This is a genomic window from Bacteroidia bacterium, from assembly GCA_023228875.1.
Classification (GTDB): Bacteria; Bacteroidota; Bacteroidia; order NS11-12g; family UBA955; genus JALOAG01.
Map to the genome: position 1 here is coordinate 1 of JALOAG010000005.1, position 26678 is coordinate 26678.

A 26678-nucleotide genomic window follows, 5' to 3' on the forward strand; every position below is an offset into this window, starting at 1 on the left:
CCTTATTCCCTTTAATATGTAAAGTCAAATATCCATAAGGCATAAGAGTAACATTCATCGTGCTTTTGCCTTTGCTGTTAAAGGTAATACGCGGGAAGCTGGATTTTTCAAAATACTTCTGGTTTTCCTTGGCTACAAGTTCATAGTAGTTCTTATTTTCATCAGCCTTAAAGCGGTAGCTAAACGAACCGTTTTCATCAGTATAGCCACTTATTATTGTCTTTGCTCCCCAGCCGGAGAAATCTTCTCTACTTGTTTCTAATACGCCAACCAAGGCGTGTGGTATAGGCTTGCCCGTGAGTTCATCCAACACCTTACCGCTAATTTCATATTCGCCATCGTAAGGTCCTATTTTCTTACACTCCGTTAAAAGGATCATTAAGATGCTAAAAATGAGATAAATAGAAATTGTGTGTTTCATTGTAACCTGTGTTTTATGTAAGACAAAGATAAAGTAAAATCGGATAAAACAAGTTTTTTAAGGAGAAAGTAATCCATACCCACTTTGTCCATAAACAATCCGGAGGTTATGTAAGAAGATGTGTCCAATGGAGCATAGAACCAATCTAAAACGTTTTTGAGATTGGCATTACTGTCAAGTTCCTGAGCATTTGCGTTGACCGCAAAAGCGAGTACTACAGTTGTTGTAATGAGTTTGAGGCTTTTCATAAAATTAATGTTTTGTTGATTATATTCATATCAGTATATTTTATAAGCTCTCACATCATGTCTCCTACCACGTCTTTGCGAGAAGGCTGGGGTGTTTAAAATTCTATTTTGTGGTATATGGTATCAAAAGGCTGTGGGGGGGGCAGGGTGTCAGAATATCTAGTTTTTACGGGCTCTCCATTGGCATCATAATATTGAAGTACGCTGTAATGGATTTCGCAGGCATGTGTTGGTCTAATAGTAAATATTTTGATGGTGTCGCATCCTGTACGAAAGTCGCCAAGATTACCCCCCCCTCCTGTATATGATACCCCCCCCCATTGACAATCCGCCTTTATTCCCAACGATATGGAGATTGAGATAGCCATAAGGAGTAAGCATGGCATCTACCGTGCTCTTGCCTTTGACTGATATATCCAAGTCTTCGGGCATCGATTCAAAATAACGTGGAGCATTGACTAAAAATTCGTATCTGTATTCTTCGCTTACATGAAATGAAATGGAATACTCTCCCTTGCTATCTGTATATCCAACTCCAACGGTTCTGGCTCCCCATCCATAGAAGTCGTTTTTACTTATTTCCATTACTCCCACACTCGCTCCTTTAATAGGCTTTTTGCTTATTATATCGGTTACGTTAAAGGTAAGTTTGTATTCTCCCTCAAATGAATCTTTCTTGCAGGAATGTATCGTAAATATCGCTACAATGCTTAATAAGAGTAGGGTTTTAATCGTTTTCATTGTAATGAAATTTATAGGTTAATTAATAAGTAAAATCAAATCTTCCATCTGTTACTTTGACGGTGTCTCCTTCTTTGTTTATAGCATCAAAATAAAATGTGCCGGAAACTATTCTGGCTACTGTATCAAGCCTCAAAATATTCATACGACCACAGTCTGGATTAGGGACTCTCCATGAATCACAAACTGTTTCACCTGATTGATTTATAATCGATAAGCCGACTCGATTCATATCGAAGAAATTGCCAAGTAAATAAGGGTCAGTGTATAATATATATTCTCCTACATCAAAAACGCGTTTATAAACATATAAGCCAACAGATTTAAACCCGCTACCAATCTCATCTTCCATAGTACCTCCTACTTGAAGAGTTCCATTTGTATCCTCCCATTTTACTCCATAATAAAACGCTCCGAAATTATCCTTAATGGCTTTTCTTGGGAAGGGTACAAGCAGTTCTCCGTCCACATAGCACCCAAAGGTGTTTTTACCTTCGGTAGTAATGGGTGGAAGTTCGGTGGGGCGTTTTTGTTTAAATATATTTGTCGTCCATTTTTTCTCTTTCTTGCAAGAGCTAAAGCATAGCAAGGATGCGATGCTTAATAAGAATAGGGTTTTAATTGTTTTCATTGTAATGAAATTTATAGGTTAATTAATAAGTAAAATCAAATCTTCCGTCTGTTACTTTGACGGTGTCGCCTTCTTTGTTTATAGCATCAAAATAAAACGTGCCGGAAACTATTCTGGCTACTGTGTCGAGTCTCAAAATATTCATACGACCACAGTCTGGATTAGGGACACCCCAAGAGTCAAAAGTTGTATTGCCTGATTGGTCTTTAATAAAAGTTCTTAAATTATTACTGCTAAAAAAATCACTACTAGGGTATCCATCAGAAGAATCTATATACAAAACATGTTCTCCTTCATCAAAAATACGTTTATATAGATATAGTCTAACATGCTTTAATTCAGAACTATTTTCTCCCTTCATAGTGCCTCCTATTTCAAGTGTTCCATTCAAATCCTCCCACTTTACTCCATAGTAAAATGCGAAAAAATTATCTTTAATAGCTTTTCGTGGGAAGGGTACAAGCAGTTCTCCGTCCACATAGCACCCAAAGGTGTTTTTGCCTTCGGTAGTAATGGGTGGAAGTTCGGTGGGGCGTTTTTGTTTAAATATATTTGTCGTCCCTTTTTTCTCTTTCTTGCAAGAACTAAAGCATAGCAAGGATACGATGCTTAATAAGAGTAAGGTTTTGACATGGTTTTTCATATTTGTTTTAAGTTTTGAGTAAGACAAAGATAAAATAAAATCCGATAAAATAAGTTTTTTTACCAAATACGCAAGAGACTACACTTTATCATAAAGTATAAAGAATCTGTAGGGAGAGTCCCTATCAGTTTTCCTCTAACTTGAATGCAATATTAACCAACTGATACTTGCTCAAATCTGGGTCTTTGTCAATGTCAGATAACAATCCGTAAAATGCCTTTGATTTATTGAGTGTTAAAGATAATTTGCCGTTCACGACTTTGACAGAAAGTGTTGCCCCTCCTTTTGCCAATGCTACATAATCTCCATCAAAAAATAAAATTTTAGCTTCGTCTCCTTTGAGGGTATCTTTGTATCCTACCTGACCAAACTTAGCTTCGTTCAGAATTACCTTATACGTACGGTCGGTCGTTGGTCTTGTTTTCCCTAAATTGATAAGGATTGTGGATTTTTTGTCTTGATTTTCTGCTTTAATCAATGTAACAGTTGTGTCGCCATTCGAGTCGTAAACAAAACAGGTGTCCTGTGTAAATGTGTTGTCCTTGATGGTCCATTCTTTCTCGGAAGGTTCTTTAAAATTGTCAATTTTGTCCTCAACTTTTTTACAGGAGTGGAGAGCAATGCTGAAGGAGATAATCCCGAGCATTAAATACATTTTGTTTTTCATGATTATAGTAGTTGTTTGTGAGTGCACAATAAAATATAAATTGGCTTTCTATTGTATATATTCGAAAGAATAACACATAAAAACACCAAATATAGTAATATTGTCCCCAAAATATAAGCAAAAACTTCCTGTTATTTCAGCAAATACAGCGGAGCACTTTCTGTCAGGTTGCGGTGTTTGTCTTTGAACTTATAGGAGTAGGAAACCTGCACCAGATAAATTCCCAATTCACAAGGCATTCCCATATAGGTTCCGTCCCATCCGGGGTCATTTTGTGTGCCGTCATATACAATCTGCCCCCATCGGTTAAAGATTTGGATGTGATAGTTTTCAACATCATAGGTAATAGGCTTGTAATAATCATTAAGCCCATCCTTATTGGGACTGAATGCGGTTGGCAAATAGAGCCGGCAATTGTTCTCGCTATATTCAATATATACTGAATCGGTTGCGGAACCACAGAAGTTTGTTACTGTAACCTTGTATATACCGGGACGTTTTACAAGGTACTTCGCCTCCTTTTTTTTATCCTGCCACTCATAAGTGCTGTTCCAAAAACTTACATCAAACTCTAACATTTCATATTTGCAAAGCATAGTATCAGAACCCAAGAATACTGATGGGGCAGGGTAAACCTGTGTGATTTGTGAACTCGAGTCTAAACACCCGTCCACCACGACTTTGTATTCCACTGTGTCGCGCCAGAGTATTTGAGGCATGTATAAGTTGTTGATGATGTTTTTGCCATAGAAAGTTCCTCCGGGTGTTGTGGGAATGAAACTGACGGAGTCTTTGTTATTACAATAATATAAAGCAAGTTTTTCAAAACCGGGATCAGGCATTGGTTTGACATAAATTGTTCTAATCGCAGTGTCCCCACATCCCAATTCTGATATGATTTGATGTTCTATGGTGTGGTAACCGATTGTATTGAATTTGTAGGCTGTGTTTTTTGAGGTTGCTGTACTGTCATTACCAATGAGCCAACGATAGCTAATCAGGTTCAACGTGTCGGTTGATTGGTCTGTAAAAACAAATAGGTTTGTGTATAAGCATTGTGATGTGTCATTAATGTCAAAGTTGGCTTTAGGTTTGGGATAGATGTCCACGAAGTTGATGGTTGAATCCAAGCAACCGCTGTCAGAGTATGATAATAGACTTATGCGGTATTTACCACTGCTTCCATAATGTTGAGCAGTGTTTTTGCTTGTGTCAAAATTTCCATTGCCAAAATTCCACTGTTGTGCAATGATGTTACCTTCACTGATTATAGATTGGTTTATAAATCTAAAATTCTGTGTATTGATACATTGAGCAGGGTTGTTTGCTGCAAAAACGCTGGTTGGATTTGCCCAGATGCGAATAGGTTTAATGCTCGAATCCACACATCCGAAGTTAGAAGTAGTTATCATTTTTACATCATAACTTCCAATTGCAGTATATCGATGGTATGCGGAATCGTTGTTGTCGGTTGCTCCATCCCCAAAATCCCAGGAATATGTAAGAGTTCCGTAAGCAATGTTTGATAGGGTTGTAAACTTATATTGGTTTTCGTTGAGACATTGTTTCTCTGTGTTGATTGAAAAATCAGGGGCGGGTTTAGGATATACTTTGACTGTGTGCGAAGCAGTATCAATACAACCAAAGTTTGAGGTTGACCTTAGTAAAATCTTATACGTTCCATAAGCCGCATAACTGATTTGTGTGTCTTTGCTTATTGCATACTCGCCATTGCCTAAGTCCCAATAATGAGTAAGATAGCCATAAGGAATGGTGCTGATATTTTGTAATTCATAAAGATTGCCAGTTAAGCACTGCCCGGAGTCATTGATATTAAAATCTACAAAGGGTTTTGGGTGTACTATGACAGGCACTTCGATAGTGTCTTTGCATGCGTGCTCAGAAATTGCCAACAACCTGATTTGGAATGTGTCGGCAATGGTATATGTGTGAGTAGGATGAGTAACAACTGTACCTTTACCATCACCGAATGTCCACTGGTAATTCAGTGTTCCATAAGGGATGGTGCTTAGGTTTGTAAATGAAAACAATTGGTTGTTTATACATTGTACTGAATCGTTAATTGCAAAACTTGCTTTTGGCTTTGGATGAACTACAACCGGACGTTGAACAGAATCAGCACAGCCGTAATTTGTTGTTGCGTAGAGAAAAATAGGGAATGTGCCATGTGTCGCAAATGAATAGTCAAATGAATCAATTGATTGCAAACTGTTCACAGCTTGTGTGGGTATATTCCATTCGAATGAAACAAAAGTGCCTTCATTGCTTGTCCCATTGCAGGTAAATTTGAACAGATTCGGATTGATACACTGTTTGTCATTGTTTACTGCAATAGAGGCAGTTGGTTTGGCTCTTACTGTAACAACTTTCGATATAGAATCAACACAACCTAAGGAGGAAGTAGCAATTAATTGCACCTTTGGTTTACCCGAGATTGTATATGTGTTATTGGGGTTTGCCACAATACTGTTTTGTCCATCACCAAAGTTCCATTTGTATGTAAGAATACCTTTGCCGACAGAGGAGTGGTTCGAAAAAATAAATAAGTTGTTTATTTGACATTGTTCATCATCATTGACTGTAAATGCAGGAACGGGTTTTGGATATACTTCGATTGTATATGTAACGGTATCTGCACAGCCTAGACTTGACATTACACGGAGTGTTGTGGTGTAAAAACCGGCTGAATCAAAAGTAGTAGTTGGTGTTTTTGAGCTGCTGGTTTTGCCGTTTCCGAACTCCCAATCGCTTGTCCAAGTTGGATATTTTGCTAATGTTGTTAAATCAGTAAAAGCAAAGTTTTGATTGTTTACACATTGAGCAGGAATGTTTACCCCAATCTTTGCAATAGGCATGGGTAACACCTCAACTGTTTTATAAATGGTGTCTGTGCATGAGTTGGAAGATTGAGCAATCATGCGAACGGTATGCACCCCTGTATCAGCAAAGCTGTATTGAAGTACACTGTCGGTAAAGTTATTTCCTTTTATCAACCATGTTCTGGCTTGTGTACCAAAGGTGTTGTCAATGAATGTAAATTTATTTCCAAGATAACATTGTTGATTATCATCAATGGAAAACAGTGCGAATGGATTAGATTGTACCTTGATGCTCTGTGTGGTTGTGTCAGCACACCCAAACGCAGAGGTTGTGATGAGTGTAATTGGATAGGTGCCGGTATCTGCATAAGTATGGGTAGGTGAGGTTAACGCGCTGGAATTTCCATCACCAAATTTCCATTGTGAAGCAAAAGTGCCGGATTGGATTGAGGTGGTATTTGTAAATGCAAAGAGTTGTTCGTTAAAACATTGAGTGGCGTTGTTTGGAGTAAAATTTGGGACAGGCGTAGGGTTAATTACTATGCCTTTTGTTATTGAGTCAGTACAGCCAAAATCGCTGGTGGCTTTTAATTTTATATTGAATGTGCCCTGCAACGCAAAACTATGCAACGGTTCAAAGTCAGTGGAAGTGGCTACTCCTGCAAGGTTCCATGCATAGCTTAAACCGGTGTCGGGGACAGAACTTAGATTAGAAATAAGCAAATCTTGGCGTGAGCACCGATGTCCTACATTGTACTGTACAGAGGGTTTGTGATGAACAATAACAGTTTTAGAAACCGAGTCTGAACAGCCGGCTAAGTTTGTGATAATTAATTTCACATTATACGAACCGCCTTTGTTGAATTTTTTATTTTCTATATCAAAATTGCCATAAGTGCTATCGCCAAAATTCCAGTCCCATTTTACAATCACATCATTAAATGCTTTTGAAGAATCTTTAAAAACAATAGGAACTCCGGCACATTCATTTGTAAATGTAAAATCAGGTACCGGAGTCGGTGAAATTACAATCATACGTTTGATGCTGTCCGAACAACCATTTAAGGTATGGATAGTCAGTGTAACTACATATCGCCCTGTGTCATTGTAATGATGGAGCGGATCGTTGTCCCCGGAAGTGTATCCATCACCAAAATCCCACAATACAGAAGATATGGTAGATGTGCCTATGTAAGTTGTGTTTGTGAATTGAGTGTTACTGGTAAAACAATTTGTAACGTGTTTGAAATTAACCTTAGGTGTTTCAAGTACTGTAATTTGTCTGAAAGGAGCCGGAATTGAATCCGGAAAAGTGTTAGAGCATGTAATGGTTACACCATTTCTCACATAAGTCCCTTGTGCGGTGAGCGTAGGGAAATATTGCCCAAATTGATTATATGTAAAACTAACATTCGCTGCTGAGCTTGTGTTAAACACATTGCCGCTACTGTCCTTGTATCGCCAAATATAATTCGTTGCACCCGTGCTGTTGTTTGTAAATTCCACATATAATGGTTGGCACCCTATTGAGTCAAAAGTGAAATTGTAATGCGCTTTTGGTCCCAGTACTGTAATGCTCTTAAAGGCAGTATCTGCGCAACCCAAGTCATTTGTTGCAACCAATGTAACCGGATAGCTGCCTTCTTTCATGAGCATGAGTGGGTTGGGGAGTAAGTTTGTTGGCAAAGTATTGCCAAAATCCCATTTGTAAGTAATGTTACCTGATGTGTCTTGAGGAAAGGAGCTGGTGCTGTCAAAGCGTGAAACCAATGACTTAAATTGAATAGATTGAGCGCATACAAATGAGTCAAAGTCAGTTTCAATAGCTGCTTGAATATATTTTACCCTGACAGCATTATTCATTGAAAATGTGTCTTTACAACCAACGCTGTCTTCAACGGCAATCGCAACATTGTAAACACCTCCTTTTGTGTATTGAAAAGAAAAAGGAGGTAAGCCTAAATCTCTGAATCCTGCTCCATCTCCCATATCCCAAAATATTTTCTCCTTACCTGCTTTTATACGGTTTGAATCGTTCCAATACATTGTTGGATTATTAAAATACGATACCTGAGGGAGCAGTGGTGTGGGAAGGTTCGTACAAACTTTGTTCCCTGTTATGACATCGCCAATTTCAAAAAAGGTATAAAAACCCACTTTAATTCTCTTTGAGAACGAAGTAGAGCAACCGGAATCGGTGTGTACGACTGCTGTAATATCATAAATGCCGGATGTTTTAAATTGATGTTGAATAGGCAAGGTTGTGTTATTTCCAACAAGGGTGTCGTGTTGCCCATCTCCCCAATACCACTCCACTTTGTCTATAGCTTGTTGCAAGGTGTCTTTGAAACGGAAAGTGAAAGTTGAACCGGCACAATATTGCAATGTAGAGTCGTAGTCTGAAACAAACTCAGGATCGAACATTTCAAACTGAATAAAATGATGATACCAAGCAGTGTCTCTACATACATTGTTGCTTGAATCCCTTCCGTTTTCAATTATTAATCCTATTGTAATAAATCCGTTTGAGTCTGCGGGTCTATTTGCAAAAGTGTAAAAATGCGAATCTGCATAAGACTCCCAAAAAGAATTAAAACTGCCGGATTGGGCTGCATTCAGTGAGTCCCACATCACCCACCAGCGTTGTCTGCCGCAGCTTGGTTGGGTTTGAGAAAGATTCAGTACTACGGCATTCGATTTGTCATCCCCATAACTTAAGCAAGTGCGTACTTTATTCAATGTCATACCTGCTCTTGGAGGTAGTGCAGTTAAGTCAATATCTGCTTTAGGTGGCATTAATGGCAGAGAAATATAGGTCGAGTCTGCACAACCTAACACAGTGTCTTGTACTACGAGTTTTGCAAAGTAGCATTGTTCTTTGCCCGGAGAGTAGAAATGTTGGGTCAAAATACTGTCTGTACTGTATCTGCAATTCATCCCTACATTAATACCCAATGCTAAGTTCGTTGTGCAGGCAGGTGCGTAGATATCTCCAAAATCCCAAAATGTCATTCTGCTTTGGTTGAAATCATATAGGCTGGCATTGGTGAAATATACGGTGTCTTTTATTTGACATTGATAACGGTTAATGATATTGTTACCTATGGCTCTTGGACCCACAATGGTTACGGTGTCATAAACAGTGTCCTTAATGCAGCCTCCTACATTTACTCTCACCCTTGGGTAATATGTTCCCGGATTATAGTAATGTTTACTTGTGTTCCATGTATAAGATGTGTCTCCATCAGTCCAATACCATCGTATGTCACCTCCAAGTATTGGAGTTTGTGAGTAGTATAAGCGGTTGTCGCTTCGGCAATAACTAGAGAGGCTGTCCAACTTCGCATCAATGTCAAAGTTGATATTGTTGACTAAGTTCACAAATGTTGTATCCGCATGACACCCTAAGTCGCTTTCGATTCCAAGTGTAACTGAAAATGTTCCGTTGAACGTGTATGTGTGCGCTACATTCCATTGTGTTGAATCTAAATTTCCATCTCCAAAATCCCATTTGAATTTTGTGATTGATGGTGGCGTATAGTTACTTTTATTAGTGAAATTGACCGGGGTTGCAAAGCAGCCTTCGAACCTGTCTGCAATAAAATTAGCGCGAACAATCGGATGTATTGTAATCAAACTGTCTAAGGTGCTTGAATTTTCGCATCCGTTCGAATCAATTGCCTGATAAGATACGGTGTAAATTCCCCCTGCTGTGTCGCTGTATGTATAGCAAATGCTTGTGTCTGACAGAGAAAAGGTGTTGTTTTGAGTACCATCTCCAAAAATGAACGTACGGTAACTTAAATTCTTTTCACGTCCGTCAAATTCAAAACAGAATTGATTGTTGGTAAAACATTGTACACTGTCGCTTAGTAACCTAAAATTGGTATTGGGTTTACCTGAAATTTTAATACTGTCCATTGTTGTGTAACAAGTACTACTATCAGGGTATGTAATCAAAAGTGAAACCGGATACAAACCTTGTGTTGCGTATTGATAAGTCGGTGCGGATTGACTGCTGGAAGAGCCATCTCCAAAATTCCATTTAAACACAATGCCGGGCACGCTTCCCGATTGCAGGCTGTATTGTATGTCTTGTTCTATACAGGTTGTTGCCTTGTCAGACGTGATTTCAGGCAAAGGAAAAATGGAGATACTCTTGATTGCACTGTCTCTGCATCCGTTGATTGTTGTTACTGTAGCATTGATAATGGTTGTGCCTGTGTCGTTAAATGAATAGGAAAGGGTTGTGCCGGAGTCAATCAGCGCGTTGTCAGCGTACCAATAAATTTGCTTTATTGTATCTAAGGAATCTAAATCAAACGTGGAAGTAAAAGTTGAAAGGAGATTTTTACAGTTGTTTATAAAAGAAAATGAAATTTGAGGATTTTGCAGCACTATCACTTGCTTGATGATTGTATCTGCACAGGCAGAGTCTGAAACAATCAATTGCACTTTGTAAATACCGGGTGAGGTGAAAAAATGTTTTGGATTGCTTAGCGTGTCAATGTTTTTAGCACCGGATGCAGGATTGTTAAAATTCCATTGAAAATGCTTGCCATTGCCGGTAAAAGTAAAATATGAGGTGTCTTTATTGCAAATCGTTGAAGCGGAACTAAAGTCTGCAACGCATTGTCCCATCGAGTTGTAGGTAAAACAAATGAGGAGAAAAAAGAAAATAAAATGCAATATGGTCGTGAAGAGTCTCATGGAGAAAAAGAAAGGCAAAATTAACCTAATTTTAAGGATACTATCATTGGGTTTATCAAGATTTCATTCACAAAAACTATCAGATAGGAATGTGTTATTCGTTTGCAAGGAAGAGCTGCGTAAAATATGTTTTTTATTATGCGTAATAAAGTGAGTAGAGAAGATTGTGAAAGAGTAGAGAGAGGTGAATGTCTTTATAGTAAAAGAAAAGTGGACTCGTAAGTGTGTGTTTGCATATTATTTAGTAAATATATTGAGATCGTTTGTAAAATTTAGAAAGGTTAAATATGTTGTTTTATTACTTTTGTGCCCACAAAACAAACTAGAATGAGAAATGAATTAGAAAAACTTCAATTTTTTCAAACAATACGTATGAGATTTGGAGTTTTGCTGTTACTGTCATTAAACTTCACAATTGCGTTAGCACAAAGACCATTTATCACCGAATGGAACACAGGTACAACAACCTCTATCACCATACCAACTACAGGCAGTGGATATTCTTATGATGTGTATTGGGAAGAAATAGGAAACCCGAGTAATAATGGAACTGTAACAGGGCAATCGGGCAGTACGACAATTGGTGGACTCACTTCGAACAAAGACTACAGAATAGAAATCAAAGGGACTTTTCCAAGAATATATTTCAACAATACTGGTGACACAGCTAAAATCAAGAGAATCACCCAGTGGGGCGATATAGCATGGAGTAGTTTTAGCGGTGCTTTTTATGGATGTTCTAATTTAGATGTTACGGCATCTGATACACCAATTTTGAGTTCGGTAACCAGTTTGTTTTCAATGTTTAGGTCATGTACCTCTTTCACTGGTTCCGGAGCAAATTGGAATTGGCATGTATCTTCAGTAGCCAATATGAGCTAAACATTTGCAAATGCCAGTTCATTTAATCAGAATATAGGAGGTTGGAATGTTGCTGGTGTAACCAATATGCGTTCTATGTTTTCTGGAGCAAGTTCTTTTAATCAAAATATAGGCAGTTGGAATGTTTCTAAGGTAACAGATATGAATGCAATGTTTCTTGGCGCAAATACTTTTAATCAGAATATTGGAAGTTGGAATGTATCCAAAGTAACTAATATGCAAGACATGTTTAATAATGCAAATGCATTCAATCAGAATATAGGGAGTTGGAATGTTGGCAGTGTAACCAATATGAGTTATATGTTTCAATATGCAAATGCTTTTAATCAGAATATTGGGAGTTGGAATGTTAGCAGCGTATCCAATATGATAAATATGTTTCACAGAGCTCGCGCATTTAACCAGGATATAGGGAATTGGGATGTTTCCAAAGTTACGAACATGAATAATATGTTCAATGAAGCAAGTTCATTTAATCAGGATATAGGGAGTTGGGATTTGAAGAGTGTAACAAGCCTTCCGGTATGCTAACTTCCTGCGGTATGGATTGCTACCACTACGGACAAACGCTGGCAGGATGGGCAGCCGGAGCAAACACTCCAAGCAGTATAAGTTTGGGAGCGTCCGGTCTCAAATACAGCTCAGCCGCTGTTCCGGGTAGAAGCACCTTAATGGGTACAAAAAGTTGGACAATCACTGATGGCGGAGTAGATGATGCCAATTGCCCATGTGAGTGGATAGGTAAAACAAACTCTGATTGGGCAACTTCATCTAATTGGTACTTAAGCACACTACCATCATCAGGCAATTATCTAAAGATCTCAGATACAGCACAAAGAGACCTGGTGTTAGATCAAAATCGTACGATTGGTAAACTGACTTTTAGCAATACCTCCAAAAAGAAGGTGGTGTTAGGCGGATTTAATTTAACCGCTACTTCATTTGCAAATGCAAACAGCGATAACTATGTTCAAACCACGGGAGCGGGCGTGCTTAAGATGACGGTTGCTAATAGTTCCACGGTAATGTTTGCAGTAGGAAAATCGAGTTATAATCCCTTAGAGATAACGAACAATACGGGCAGTGGAGATGATTTTACTGTCAGAGTATTGGATGAGGCTTATGAAGGAGGTCTTACCGGGGGTGTTTTGATACCTTCTCACGTGAAACGTACATGGGATATAGGCAAGTCAAGTGCGAATGGAGGCAGTGGAATAAACTTTAAGTTTTATTGGAATGTAGGCGAAGTGAGTGGTAGTTTGCCCACACCTACCCTCAACCACTATGATGGCTCGGCTAGGGGTATAGCAATAGGCAGTAGCTCGTCTTTGGGCAATACCTTGACCCATACAGGTTATACAGGTGGTTTTTCGCCATTTGCCATAGGCGGAGGTCCCATACCCTTGCCTGTAGAGTTGCTCAACTTTGAAGCCAATCCAGATTATAGCACACGCAGTGTACATTTGACATGGCAAACAGCCCAAGAGATGAACAACAGCCATTTTGTTGTGATGCGCAGTGAGGAAGGGTCGGTGTGGGAAGACATCGGAGTAGTAGGCGGAGCAGGGAACAGCTATTCCTTGACAAGCTACCAAACGGAAGACATTCATCCGTCACTCACCAGCTATTACCGCTTGCGTCAGGTGGATAAGGACGGAACAAGCAGCCTGAGTGCAATCCGCTTTGTAACATTCACAGACAGCCAAACACAGACATTCAGCGTACAGCCGAATCCAAACACAGGCGTTATTACCGTAGCCGGCACCGTTGTAACCCCTTATTGTATCACCGACCTTCAAGGTAGGTTGCTCATGCAAGGCATATTGCATTCCGGCAATACAAATATCGACATGCGCCACTTAGCCAATGGATTGTATTTAATCAAAATCCAAGATAGGGTAGAGAAGATAGTGAAAGAGTAGAGAGGGGCACGACACACGTTATTTACCAAATATACTTCTTAGTGTACAAAACATTCGCAATACGGTTGTATTCTATTCAATCATGTGTTTTATTTGCAATTAAAAAAATAACAATGAAGAAAGGTTTAGATAAGTTAAAGTGGGTATTGATCTTGTTGGTGTTACACACGCACGCCATTCAGGCTCAAACAACAAATACTAAAAAATATAACTCCTTGCTATGGGAAATTACTTCTCCCCAAAATCCAACGAAAAAATCATATCTTTATGGAACCATGCATGTCAGCAGCAAACTTGCATTTAATTTAAGTGATACCTTTTTTATAGCATTGAATAATGCCGATATCATTGCGTTAGAGTCAGAGCCAACGATGTGGTTGCCCGAGGTGATGAATTTAAAATATGCCACTGAATATTTTGGCAACTATCCTAGTTACGCATACACAGACCGAGGCTTTTATCAGAGAATATTTCAGATTGTTCCGCCACAAAACAGCGAAATAGGTTCATCCATTTCCAGCAGGGATATCATGATTAATTCTCTCCAATACCGTAACGATCCTTATATGGCAGATTTTGAGGAAGATACCTATTTGGATATGTTTATTTATATGGCAGGAGCAAAAACGGGCAGAAAGGTAGTGGGTCTTGAGAATATTAACCATACAAATGATTTGAATAGAATTGCTCTTACAGAGAGAAAAAGTCGTAAGAACGACAAGCCAATGCCCCTTTGGTTGGAAGAAAGAATGAAGGAGCAAAGTATTAATGAAATTTTTGAGGATGCCTATCGCCAGCAGGATTTGGATATGATGTTGGAACTCCAAAACTTATTTTCATCAGAACACTATATTCAATGGTTTTTGAATGAGCGAAATCGCTTGATGGCAGACAGTTTGTATCAACTAATAAAAGATTATTCAGTTTTTACAGGCATTGGAGCGGCACATTTGGGAGGTGAGTTTGGTGTCATTGAATACCTCAGACAAAAGGGCTGCACTGTTAGACCTGTGAAGTTTCTAAAATCAGATTTTGCTGCCGATAATAAGAAACATTATGATTCTCTCAAAACCGGGTTAACTCTTACAAAACAAATGTCTCCTGATAATCAATTTTCGATTTCACTTCCGGCACCATTGTATGAATTACCATATAACGGAATGCATTTTTTGTGTTCGGAGATGACAAACGGTTCATTCTTTTCAGTGAATAAAATCAATACTTACAATGTAATCTCCGGCTTAAGTCAAGAATTGTATTTCGATAAAATTGACAGCTTGCTATTTGAAAACATCCCCGGAAAAATTCTCTCCAAAAAAGAGATTAAAAATGGAAAGTACAAAGGCATTGAAATTAAAAACCGAACCAAGACCGGAGACTTGCAGCATTATCAGATATATGTTACTCCATTTGAAATCATGATATTTAAGATGGGTGGCAGAGGGGATTTTATTGCCAACTGGTCAGATTCAGTTTTCTCGACATTAGAATTTACTGATTTTACTCATTCCAAGGAGTCATGGCAAAGGCAGTATTATATCTATGGAGGTTTTTCTGTAAAGTTGCCACCGGTTCATGTTTTTGATAACAATTCTCCTATTTCTGCTGCATACAATGTTCCAACGTTTCAGGGATTTGATAGTAAAAGCAACAGCCTCTTTTTGGTAACACGCGAGGAATTGATGGATATGTATTATATTGAAGAGGATAATTTTGAATTAGAGCGTACAGCAGAAAAATTAGCTAAGAAACACAAAAAAGAGTTGGCAGATAAGAAATTAGGACGTTTTAACGGCTTGCCTTCTGTAGATTTTACATTACTTCCGCAAAAAGGAGAAAAGGGAAGCCCTGTGTATTGTAAAATGATTTTGTCCGGTGGTTTTTATTATTTGATGGTAGCAAATACTCATAAAAATAAAAAGTTGGCAAATCGCTTTTTTGAATCATTCCAATTGGAGCCTTTCAAAAACCAAAAACCTTTCGAAAAACTCACAGATACACTTTTGTTTTTTTCTACTCTGACTTCAAAGGATATCAATGAAAGTGAAGTAAGAATTCCAAATAAAGTTGACGGTTTGCAGGATTATGAGAGTTATTCAGATATATACTTTTACAAATCTGAGACGGGTGAGAGAATAAGGGTGTACTTCAATAAATTTCATCAATATGAGTATTACCCTGATGCAGATTCACTTTTTAATGAAACTGTATCTGATATTTCAAATGATAATTCTCTCAGGGTGTTTTCTCAAAAACGTTATCAAAAGAACGGACAACATATTTTGGATGTTTATTTAGCTGATACCGGCAGTGCGAAACTCATAAGGTTTGTAAAAATTATTAAAAAAGAAGGAGATGCGCAGTATCTTCTTCGAACATTGGTAGATTCGTTTAAGCGCACTTCGCCATTTATAGATGCATTTATTGAGAATTTCACACCCATTGATTCGGTACTAGGGGCTTCTGTTTTTGTAAATAAAGGAGATTTGTTTTTGGATGATTTGTTTTCGGAGGATAGTACCAGATTTAAGAAAGCCATTACATCGTTAGATATTATTAATTTTAGCAGAGAGAACATTGACAGGGTGGTTGAAATAATTCAAACCTATCCTTTTAAAGAAAAAAAGCGCGAATATTTGCAACAGGTGCTGATTGACAAGTTGGCTAAAATTAAAGACAGCAGACTGATTGACTTTGCAAAAAAACTGTATTTAAACCATCCGAATAATTACCCGATACAAGTCAGTGCCCTTTCGGTTTTGTGTTCTCAAAGCAGTATGCAAGCAATAGAGGCGTTAAAGGTGATTATGGACAAGGATTTGCCTTTTGTGATGGATAATGACAGGTATGTATTGTCTCCACTCCGCCTTGATAGTATTAGACTTTGGTCAAATATGTATCCTCAAATGTTTGAATACGAGCATATACAAGAGTATAAAAATTTGATACTGTTAGACTTGTCAAATATGTTGGATAGTGGGATTATTGACGGAAGTTTTTATCGCACATTTTTACCAAAATTGATAGAAGAATCACAATTTGTATTAAAGAAATACCTTGCCAATGAACAAAAGGCAATTTTAGCAAAAGACAAAAAAGAAGCATTGGATGAAAGCACTACCACATCAGCAGGCTACAATGCCAACCAATCTTTGATACAGAAGTATAAACTGCTTCTCCCAAATATTGCAAATACTGAGGTGGCTGAGCTTGTTAAGAGTTATGATACCAGCATTACTTCAGAACCCAACCAGATTCAAATGATAAGGTATAAATTAGTAAACAAATTGCCGGTGGATACTGCATTGATTAGCAAAATTGCTGCGCAACCCAACTATTTTTTAACTTTATACAAAAACTTAGACGAGGTAAACGGACTTTCATACATTCCTGCAAAATATCTCACTGATGAACTGCTCTCAAAACTATCCTTCAATGTAGGAGTGAGCACTTTTTTCAATCTAGAAAAAGATACTTTTAAGATGCTGTCTTACACTGCAGAATCAGTGAAAGGAAAGGAGTATAAAGTATTTCTCTATGAAATTAATAGATATATCAGTAGCGGTAATGCCAAGAAAAATTATTTTAATCCCTCTGACTACAAGCATTACGCGCTGATTGCTGTGGAGGTGAAGAACGGCAAATTGACCCCCACAGGTGATGTTTTTACACAACGAGTTACAATTGAAAATCCTGAGAAAAAGGATAAGTATTTAGAGGAATTGTTAGAAGAATTTAAGGTTAGAGGCAGAGAACGTGCATTGGCTTCTGATGTCAATGAATATTATTCCTATTGGTAGCCTTAAATAATAGGCTAATCAGCATCTAATTCTTTGAGAATTTTGTTTACATCCTCTTCTGTAGAGCTCAGTTTCGTTTTGCATATTTTGATAAGATGAGTAGCGCGTTTTACTTTGTTTGATAGCTCATCCACTGAGATTGAGCCTTTTTCGATTTCTGCTACAATGTTTTGTAACTCTTCAAATGCTTGGGTGTATGTAATTTGTTCAGTCATGTTGAGTTGTTTGTGATTTGTTTTTGATAATACTTGTAAATGAACCTTTAAACAACAATGTTTCAACGCTGTCACCCTCAGCAATTTCATCTGTGTTTGTAATGGCTTTGTTGTTGAGTCGTGTGATGCTGTACCCTCGTTTTAAAACTGTGTCGGGGCTCATGTTGTGAACGTTTTTTTCAATATTGATGAGGTATTGTTGTTGTTGTTTGAGAAAGTTGTTTGAGTAAATGTTAATATTTGAAATAAGTTGATTTGCGGTGTCGGTTTCTCTTTGAATTTTATAGGATAAGTCTTTCTGTAATTCTCTTCTTAGTTGTGTCATGTACTTTTTTTCGTGAATGAGAAACCCAAGTGTTTTATGCACAATACTGCGGCTTATGGTAGAGAGAATATTCATGCTTTGTATGACTCTGCCTTGAGTGATAGACCGAAAGAGCTTCATTGTGTTGTATAACTCTTGTTGCAGGGATGCGAGCAAATTTTGTATCTTGTTTTTAATAATCTCTGTTGCTTGTTGTATTGTTACTGCAACATTGTGATAACTTTGAATGAGCAGTTCAGCGAGTTTGGTAGGAGTAATTGCATCTTGAAATGCAACCATTTCAGCAACAGTTTCATTGGTTGAATGTCCAATGCCGGTTATGATAGGTAAAGGGAATGTTGCTATTTCGCGTGCTAAGTCATAATTGTTGTAACAAGATAGTCCCAGGTCTGCACCGCCTCCGCGTACAATAACAACCAAGTCAAAATGCTCTTTCACTTTGCTGATATTATTGAGTTGTTGTATGATGCCTTTGACTGCCCCTTCTCCTTGAAGCAATGATGGAAATAGCATGAGGAAAAAACAATAACCCCATTGGGTTGAAGCAGCATGAAGCACTTGGGTAAAGTCTGCATATCCTTTACTAGTTTCAACTGAAATGATTGCAATACGTTGTGGCAATAAAGGGAGCTTCAATGCCTTGTTTTGAAAAAAAAGACCTTCATTTTTTAGTCTTTGGATGGTAGATTGTTTTTCTTTTTCTAAATCTCCTAAGGTGTAATTTGGGTCAATGTCTTGAATGTTAAGGGTAATACCATGCTCCGGTGAATAGGAAATCTTTGCTGCTATCAACACTTTAATGCCTTCTTTTAAAGGCTCTTGTAATGTTCTTATAAATGCATTGTTAATTCTGATGAAATCAAGCCTCCAGATGGTAGAGCGAATTTGTGCAACTACTTTTCCGTCTATTTTCTCTACCAAATCAGGATAGCAATGTCCGCTGTGTTTATATAAATTTAGTTTGATTATTTCTGCTTTTATCCAATAGGTACTGCTATATCTTTCCATAATGGTTTTTTGTATGCTTTTGGATACTTCATAAAGCGAAAAGACTTGCTTGCCATCAATGGTTTCTGACATGGATAAACTTTAACAGAGGCAAAGATATATGATTACATAAATGAAATAATGATAATAAGCCGGTACTTTATCTGATATCATAATGCCTAATGAGTAACTCTCTATATTTTCTAAAGATTTTGTTCTTTGTGATGAATCCAACATATTGTTTTTGTTGATTTACTACCGGTAGAATCCTTGTATTTCTTTGATCCATAAGCTGGATAGCTTTTTTCATTGGAAGGTCAATCAGGATGACATCTTTAGTTGGTTGAACAATTTCGCCAATTTTTTTTGTTTGTCTATTTCCGTCTTCATTCAAAAGGAAAGGAATCAAATCTTCAATAGTAAACATTCCTTTGAACACATTTTGCTCGTCAACAACTGCATACATTTGTCGGTCAGAACCCATAATGGCATTGCGTGTTTCGGCTATGGTATCAGTTGTTTTAAGAACCACAAAATCATTTTCAACTAATTGAGCGATTTGCATGTTGTTTAATATGCTTTCATCTTTGTTTGCATCTTCAATTAAACTTCCTTGCTCAACCAACTCTTTGGTATAGATAGAGTATTTTCTAATTTTTTTATTTATAAAAAATGTAAAAGCAGAAACTACCATTAAAGGAACTATCAATGAATAACCTCCGGTGATTTCCGCTGCTAAAAAGATTCCTGTCAATGGAGCATGCATCATTCCGCTTACAGAAGCAGCCATACCAAAAATCATAAAGTTTGTAACATTCAATTCAACCCAGTGAGTTTGGTTTAGAGAATAAGCAAACACAAATCCTAATAAACCGCCCACACCAACACTTGGTCCGAACATTCCTCCATTGCCCCCACTGCCCATTGTGATAGAGCAGGCAGCAGTTTTAGCTAATAATGTTAACAATGCAAAAAGTAACAATGCTACAACCGATTGGTTGTAAGAAGCAAATAAACTATTGTCAAGAAGAGAATTGTAATTTTTGTCTAGCAAAGGCTGTATAGCGATATAACCTTCGCCATAGATTGCAGGGAAGAATGCAACTAAAATACCGAGTAAAATACCCCCGGTCAGGATTTTGGTAATAAGATTTTTTCTGGTGTCAAAGTAGTGATGTATTTTTTCATTCTGCCAGCTGAAATATACTGTATAAAATCCGGCTATCACTCCGAAAATAACATACATCCAAAATGAGTTTAAAGACCATTCATTGGGTACCAATATAAACAGTGGCTCACTGTGTGTAAGTTTGGTAACAACAGAAGCAAATGCAGCAGAAATTAGAATTGGAATAATTGCCGGAATGGAGAACGTTGGCAATAGGACTTCTGCGGCAAAAATCATCCCTGCAAAAGGACTGTTGAAAGCACCCGAAATACCCGCTGCACCTCCACAAGCTAATAGCAGTGTGGTTTCTCTGTAATTCAATCCGAAGATTCTCCCAATATTTGAGCCGATAGATGCTCCGCTGGAAACCGATGGTGCTTCTAATCCTGCCGAACCTCCCATCCCAACAGTAAGTGCACTTGTAATCACTTGGCTGTATATGTTGTGAAAGTCCAATCGGCTTTGCTTGTGGACTACACTTTTTATCAAAGGTGTGATGCCTGATTGGAAGCTACGCTTGCGGATAAAGAGTTTAATATATAAGGTGGTGAGGATGATACCAATTAACGGGAAAAAGAAATACAAGTAGTATTTGTATTCCCAATGGAAATCATTTTGAAGGAAACTAGCAACGGAGTGTGTAAGCACTTTTAATAGAGAGGCAGCTAAACCACCCAACAGCCCAACAATCACTGCGGCAATCATCAAGAAGTTTTCTTGAGAGATATGTCCCTTTCTCCAATGATTTATCCTGACTATATATCTGAAAACTTTTTCGTTCACTTTGAAAAATGCCTTTGATTGTTTGTGCAAAAATATACTGTGCGCAATGAAACGGTAAAAAAGTTCAAAAATGTATGGGTAAATGGAGGGCTTAAAAGTACTTGCCCTTTTGATATTTAATTATTTAGAAGCGTACTTTTTCTTGCGAATGAAAGCGTTAATCACCCCAAAAAGAACCAGAAGAAGCACAGGTAGTCCAAGATTAAAGAACTGCCAATAGGTGCGTTCTTCTTTCACTTTTTCTTTATCCAATAAGCGCAAAATGATTTCCTTAGAGCGAATTTCAATAAGTCCGGAGTCGTCAAGTAAGTAGTCAAAACAATTGAGTAGAAATTTCTTGTTTCCAAAAATCCTTCCGGTAATATGATCCTTACCCAATTCCAGATACCCCCCTTGGCTGCTCACATGATTTCGGGCAATATCGCCATCTGCAATTACAATGATATTTCCTTTGCCACTTTCTTTGAATGGCAGGTCAGAGCGCACATTCCTACGTGCGAATGCACTTTTAAAAGTGCCTTCTAACAAGACTCCGGCTACTTGAGGTCCTCCATTAAATGTACCTAAGAAACTTTGGTCGTTAGAGCGTATTTTGTCAATAATGCTAAATTCTACTAATGCAGGTGCATTTGAAATTCTGGTTTTGTCTGAGCTAATGAGTAGGGGCGTTGCTTTGATGTCTTCCTTGTTTAAAATTTTAAGTGTACCTCCAAATCTTGACCAAACACCTTCTATGTTACGATTAATAGGATGTCGAGACAGTGTAGGATGTGCGGTAAAAACTGGGAAATAAACCCAAGGGAAATTGCGATAACTGTTTGCAGAGTATGGGTCGCGAAGAGCAATGTCATTGCATCTGAAATCTTGTAATAAATCAACATTTACACGTATACCATAGTGGAAAAGTAACTCCCTAAGATTGTCAAGAGGGTAGTCCACAGCCACCATTCGTCCACCATTGCTCATCGAATCCATTTCTGCTTGTAAAGCATCTATAAACCATAAAGTGTTACCGCCTTGCATCATATATTGATCAATCAGAAATGCTTCTTCTTTTGTAAGGTCTCTACGCGGTTTTGCAATCACAACTGCATCATATTGATTGATTCGATTTTGTAAACCACTTAGGATAATCTTTGCGTTCTCTTCGTCATTGTCTGTAAATTTATCTGCATATAAAGCAATGGCAGCGGAGTCTCTCAAATCAATATTTAGATTATCTAATCTGTAAAAACTGCCTAATTCTTTTTTCAAATCATAGAGCGGCAATTCTCCTAATTCTCCGTGTCCTATTAAGAATCCTATACGTTTCTTTTGGTCTGCTTTGCATTTGCGTATGGCATGAGCAATCTCATACTCAAGATTTTCGATTGACTGGTTAATAGTAACTTCACTGGCTTGACCATATTCGGTTTTAAGCAGGTTTATTACAAAACTTTTACCGGTGCCATAAAATACCTCTGCACCGGGAATGATAAGATTACGTTTTTGAGATTCAATGTCTGCATCATCTACATCGTCATAAGGAGGTAGCCCTTTTTGTTCGAACTCTTGAAACAGTTGTTGTTTTTCTTTATTGTCTTTGCCGGCAAAAGGATCAGAGAATTCGTATTCAATTTTGTTGCCGGATGCTTCTCTATAATTAGAGAGCATGTCTAAGGTTGCATTCTTAAGTTGTTTGAATTTAGAACTTAATTCTCCATTAAGGTAAACTTTAATGTAGATATAGTCATCTACACTGGCTGCTAATTTCTTAGATGTCTCACTGAGTGTGAACCTTTTCTCTTTGGTCAAATCAAACTTGGTATAATATTGCGAACCAAGCAAGTTTGCTACTAGCACAATTGCAATCACAACTGCTAAGTCAATTAAACCCTTCACCCTATTCGTTTGCTTTTTACTCATGGTTTATTGTCTATTAGCGATTCTTAAAGAAATATTTTGTTAAACCCAGAAATACGATTGTCATCGAGATAAAATAAATCATATCTCTTGTGTCAATCACGCCCTTGCTGATAGATTGATAATGGTAGTTAATTCCTAACCATGCTGTAGTAAATTCGGAGTCTTTCAAAAATGATAAGTCAGAAAGGAAGTCAAATGCAATAAAAAAGAAGAAGCATAGAAACATAGAAAGAAGAAATGCAATAATCTGATTGTCGCTAAGGGCAGAGGCAAACGTACCTATTGCAACATAAATAGCCCCTAACATCAATAAACCAATGTATGAACCGAGTGTTGCCCCGGAATCAATACCGGTTTGTTCAGGATTAATAGATAATTTATTTACAGAGTAATAATAGAGTAGAGTAGGCAGTATAGAAAATAAGACTAATGTAAGCCCTGCCAGATATTTACCCATGATGATTGCAAGGTCTGAAACGGGACGTGTAGTAAGGGTCTCTATAGTTCCGCTTTTTCTTTCTTCTGAAAAACTACGCATGGTGATTGCAGATACAAGAAAAATAAAAATGATAGGGGCAATGGAAAAAAGAGGGTCGAGTGTTGCATAACCATTGTCCGGTACACTGGTGTCTTTAAACAACCATGTAAACATACCGGTTACAGTGAGAAACACAATAATGACTACGTAGGCAATGAGAGAGCTGAGAAAACTTCTTATTTCTTTTTTATAGATTGTCCACATGATGCGTTAGTTTTTGAAAGATATCCTCTAAAGTTTGTTTTTCTTCCTTCTGTTCTAAAATATAACCTTCTGCATTGGCTATTATTTTGTTCAGGGCTATTTTACAATCTTGTGCTTCGGTTGTTGTGATATGCCATGAGTTTGGCTTCGTTCCGGCTGTAATATTCGTAATTACTGAAATTGAGCTCAATACTGATTGGGGAACTTCTTTTGAAAACTCAACATAAATAACTGTATCACTTTCAATCTTTTTACCTAATTCAGCAGTAGGAGCATCGGCAACTATTTTACCTCTATTAATGATGATAGTTCTTTGACAGAGTGCTTCTACTTCTTGCATGATATGGGTCGATAATAAGATGGTTTTTTCTGAACCTATATCAAGAATCAATTTTCGAATTTCTCCAATTTGATTAGGGTCAAGACCGGAAGTAGGTTCATCCAGAATCAGTACCTCCGGGTTGTGGATGAGTGCTTGCGCCAATCCGACTCTTTGTCTGTAACCCTTGGACAATTGTCCGATTTTCTTTTTTCTTTCTAATGTTAATCCGGTTAATTCAATGAGTTCTTCTGTTCGCTTAATTGGATGTGCCACCTTGTTAATTTCCGCCATAAAACGTAAATATTCACGGATGTACATATCCAAATACAAAGGATTGTGTTCCGGTAAGTATCCTATTTTTGAACGGGTGAGTAAAGGCTTTTCTTCTACATCAATTCCATCAATAAACGCTTTGCCTCGTGTAGGTTGAATAAATCCGGTGAGCATCTTCATGGTTGTGCTTTTGCCTGCTCCATTGGGACCTAAGAATCCAACTATTTGTCCTTTTTGCAGTTCAAAATTAATGTTGTCAACCGCATTTTGTTGACCATAAATTTTTGTGAGATTTTCTACTCGAATTGCCATGTATGAGCCTGCGAAGATATTGTATAAAATACATCTGCAAATTGAAAATTGATAACCGATTTGAGAAATTGCATCCAGATACGCATTTAGAAATGTTGTTCAGCTTGTTTTGATGTTACGAAAAATGCGCAAAATGTTACTCTCAGACAGCTTGTTAATAGTTTCTCAGTTCTTTCAAAACATCATGAAGTCGGTTTTGTGCCAAAAAGTTTTTTTCCAAGTCCTTTGCTAAAGGTACCGGGGTATCCAAACTGCCTAATCTCTTGATTGGTGCATCAAGGTGTTCAAAACAATTTTCTGCAATCCATGCTGCTATTTCGCCCCCAATACCACCGGTCATTGTATCTTCATGCAGCACAAGCACTTTGCCTGTCTTTTTGATGGAATCTGCTACCAACTCTTTATCCCAAGGAATCAATGTCCTCAAATCAATAATATCAGCATGTATGTTGAGAGCTTTGCATGCATCTAATGCCCAGTGCACACCCCAGCCATAGGTTATGATGCTTAACTCATCTCCCGTAGCTTGTAATTGCCCTACCCCAATTGGTAATGTGTAATAATTATTTGGAACTAACCCGTGAATACTTCTGTACAATGCTTTGTGTTCAAAAAACAAAATAGGGTTCGGCTCTTGAATGCTTGCACATAATAATCCCTTTGCGTCAAATGGATTTGAAGGATAAACAATTTTTAATCCGGGTACGTGAGCGAACCATGCCTCAGTGCTTTGTGAGTGAAATGGACCTGCACCCACACCAGCTCCCGTAGGCATACGGACTACTACATCTGCGTTTTGCGCCCAACGATAATGAGATTTCGCAAGATTGTTTACAATTTGATTGAATCCACAAGTAACAAAATCACCAAACTGCATTTCAACTATTGCCTTCCATCCTTTGATGGACAGGCCATAACCTGCGCCTATTATAGAACTTTCAGTAATAGGCGTGTTGCGAATCCTTTTTTTTCCAAAAACCTTATAAAAATCTTCTGTAACCTTAAATACTCCGCCATATTCTGCAATGTCTTGACCCATGATAATTGATTTTGGAAATTTTTCAAGACTTTGTTTTAATCCGTCAGAAATAGCATCAACCAGTCTTTTTTCACTTTGGTTGTCCAAATCAGGTGCAATTTGACTGTTTTGTACTATTGCATAAACATCTTCTAATTCCTTTGAAGTTTCAGCAACAATATCAGGTTCAGATTCAACCATGTGAACAGCGCTGTCAATCTCTGATTTAACCTTGTTGTGTATTTGGGTTTTTTCTACTTCATTAAGTATCCCGAGTTTTTGTAAATATTGCTCAAAATTGCTGATGGGGTCTTTTTTTATCCATTCATCAAACAAAGATTGAGGGACGTATTTGGTGCCAGAGGCTTCTTCGTGCCCTCTCATTCTAAAGGTAATACACTCTATCAATATTGGTCTGGGATTCTGTCTGATAGAGTCAGCAATTTCTTTTACAGTATGATACACTTCCAATATGTTATTGCCGTCAATTTGTATGGCTTCTATTCCATAGCCGATTCCTTTATCAATAAACTGTTTACACTTAAATTGTTCATTGCTAGGGGTTGAAAGCCCGTAGCCATTATTTTCTATGAGAAAAATAGTGGGTAAACTCCATACTGCGGCCACGTTTAATGCTTCATGAAAATCGCCCTCGCTTGTGCCTCCATCACCCGAAAATACAAGCGAAATATTATTTGTCTTATCTATTTTTTCAGCCAATGCAATGCCATTGCCGACACCCGCCATTGCTCCTAAATGTGAAATCATGCCTACAATATGATATTCATTGGTTCCAAAGTGAAAAGAACGGTCTCTGCCTTTAGTAAATCCGGATGCTTTCCCTTGCCATTGTGCAAATAGCTTTGCAAAAGGAATTCTTCTGGTCGTAAAAACGCCTAAGTTTCTATGTAAAGGCAATATGTAGTCTTGGTCATGCAGTGCAAGTGTACCCCCAACAGCAATGGCTTCTTGTCCTATTCCTGAGAACCATTTGCCTATTTTTCCTTGCCTGAGCAGTATCAACATTTTTTCTTCTATAATTCTCGGATAAACCAAAGCATGATAGATTGACATGAGTTCTTGATCAGTCAGACTTTTTCTGTTAAATTCCATTTATATGTTT

18 protein-coding genes are annotated in these 26678 nt (G+C 37.8%); 4 read left to right on the forward strand and 14 right to left on the reverse strand.

The window, feature by feature from the left end:
- From M0R38_06665 to M0R38_06695, 7 genes are all read right to left on the reverse strand, one after another.
- A partial coding sequence (locus M0R38_06665) for a hypothetical protein (protein ID MCK9481424.1) occupies positions 1 to 421 on the reverse strand: 421 nt, incomplete at its 3' end.
- Complete coding sequence (locus M0R38_06670; protein MCK9481425.1) at positions 418 to 669, reverse strand: hypothetical protein; 252 nt, start codon at positions 667 to 669, stop codon at positions 418 to 420. The genes M0R38_06670 and M0R38_06665, both read right to left, overlap by 4 nt.
- A gap of 285 nt (positions 670 to 954) precedes the next feature.
- Positions 955 to 1410 (reverse strand): hypothetical protein, encoded by a 456-nt coding sequence (locus M0R38_06675; GenBank protein ID MCK9481426.1) that lies wholly within the window; start codon positions 1408 to 1410, stop codon positions 955 to 957.
- Between the two features lie 22 nt (positions 1411 to 1432).
- The gene (locus M0R38_06680; protein ID MCK9481427.1) at positions 1433 to 2041 is read right to left on the reverse strand and encodes a hypothetical protein; all 609 of its coding nucleotides are present in this window, start codon (positions 2039 to 2041) and stop codon (positions 1433 to 1435) included.
- Positions 2042 to 2063: 22 nt separating this feature from the next.
- Positions 2064 to 2684: a hypothetical protein gene (locus M0R38_06685; GenBank protein MCK9481428.1), complete on the reverse strand. Its 621-nt coding sequence runs from the start codon at positions 2682 to 2684 to the stop codon at positions 2064 to 2066.
- A gap of 124 nt (positions 2685 to 2808) precedes the next feature.
- On the reverse strand, positions 2809 to 3351 hold the full coding sequence (locus M0R38_06690; protein MCK9481429.1) for a hypothetical protein: 543 nt from the start codon (positions 3349 to 3351) through the stop codon (positions 2809 to 2811).
- A gap of 131 nt (positions 3352 to 3482) precedes the next feature.
- Entirely contained in the window at positions 3483 to 10901 is a 7419-nt protein-coding gene (locus M0R38_06695) for a PKD domain-containing protein (GenBank protein ID MCK9481430.1), read from the reverse strand.
- Between the two features lie 327 nt (positions 10902 to 11228).
- On the opposite strand from M0R38_06695, the gene M0R38_06700 reads away from it, so the two are divergent.
- From M0R38_06700 to M0R38_06715, 4 genes are all read left to right on the forward strand, one after another.
- Positions 11229 to 11783: a BspA family leucine-rich repeat surface protein gene (locus tag M0R38_06700; protein MCK9481431.1), complete on the forward strand. Its 555-nt coding sequence runs from the start codon at positions 11229 to 11231 to the stop codon at positions 11781 to 11783.
- 33 nt (positions 11784 to 11816) lie between these two features.
- Entirely contained in the window at positions 11817 to 12314 is a 498-nt protein-coding gene (locus M0R38_06705) for a BspA family leucine-rich repeat surface protein (protein MCK9481432.1), read from the forward strand.
- Complete coding sequence (locus tag M0R38_06710; protein ID MCK9481433.1) at positions 12275 to 13705, forward strand: T9SS type A sorting domain-containing protein; 1431 nt, start codon at positions 12275 to 12277, stop codon at positions 13703 to 13705. The genes M0R38_06705 and M0R38_06710 overlap by 40 nt, the downstream gene beginning before the upstream one ends.
- 113 nt (positions 13706 to 13818) lie before the next feature.
- A complete protein-coding gene (locus M0R38_06715) occupies positions 13819 to 17505 on the forward strand; it encodes a TraB/GumN family protein (protein ID MCK9481434.1) in 3687 nt (1228 codons plus the stop codon).
- Between the two features lie 14 nt (positions 17506 to 17519).
- On the opposite strand, the gene xseB is transcribed toward M0R38_06715, so the two are convergent.
- The 7 genes from xseB to M0R38_06750 form a co-directional block, all read right to left on the reverse strand.
- Positions 17520 to 17720 carry an exodeoxyribonuclease VII small subunit gene (gene xseB / locus M0R38_06720; protein MCK9481435.1) on the reverse strand — a complete coding sequence of 67 codons (201 nt, stop codon included), beginning with the start codon at positions 17718 to 17720 and terminating at the stop codon, positions 17520 to 17522.
- On the reverse strand, positions 17713 to 19125 hold the full coding sequence (gene xseA / locus M0R38_06725) for an exodeoxyribonuclease VII large subunit (GenBank protein MCK9481436.1): 1413 nt from the start codon (positions 19123 to 19125) through the stop codon (positions 17713 to 17715). The genes xseB and xseA overlap by 8 nt, the downstream gene beginning before the upstream one ends.
- Before the next feature lie 67 nt (positions 19126 to 19192).
- Positions 19193 to 20983: a chloride channel protein gene (locus M0R38_06730; protein ID MCK9481437.1), complete on the reverse strand. Its 1791-nt coding sequence runs from the start codon at positions 20981 to 20983 to the stop codon at positions 19193 to 19195.
- 120 nt (positions 20984 to 21103) lie between these two features.
- Positions 21104 to 22888: a gliding motility-associated ABC transporter substrate-binding protein GldG gene (gene gldG / locus M0R38_06735; protein ID MCK9481438.1), complete on the reverse strand. Its 1785-nt coding sequence runs from the start codon at positions 22886 to 22888 to the stop codon at positions 21104 to 21106.
- A 13-nt stretch (positions 22889 to 22901) separates the two neighbouring features.
- Positions 22902 to 23630, reverse strand: a complete 729-nt coding sequence (gldF, locus tag M0R38_06740) for a gliding motility-associated ABC transporter permease subunit GldF (GenBank protein ID MCK9481439.1) — start codon at positions 23628 to 23630, stop codon at positions 22902 to 22904.
- Positions 23614 to 24537, reverse strand: a complete 924-nt coding sequence (locus M0R38_06745) for an ATP-binding cassette domain-containing protein (protein ID MCK9481440.1) — start codon at positions 24535 to 24537, stop codon at positions 23614 to 23616. The genes gldF and M0R38_06745 overlap by 17 nt, the downstream gene beginning before the upstream one ends.
- 154 nt (positions 24538 to 24691) lie before the next feature.
- Entirely contained in the window at positions 24692 to 26668 is a 1977-nt protein-coding gene (locus M0R38_06750) for a dehydrogenase E1 component subunit alpha/beta (protein MCK9481441.1), read from the reverse strand.
- Positions 26669 to 26678 lie beyond the last annotated feature (10 nt).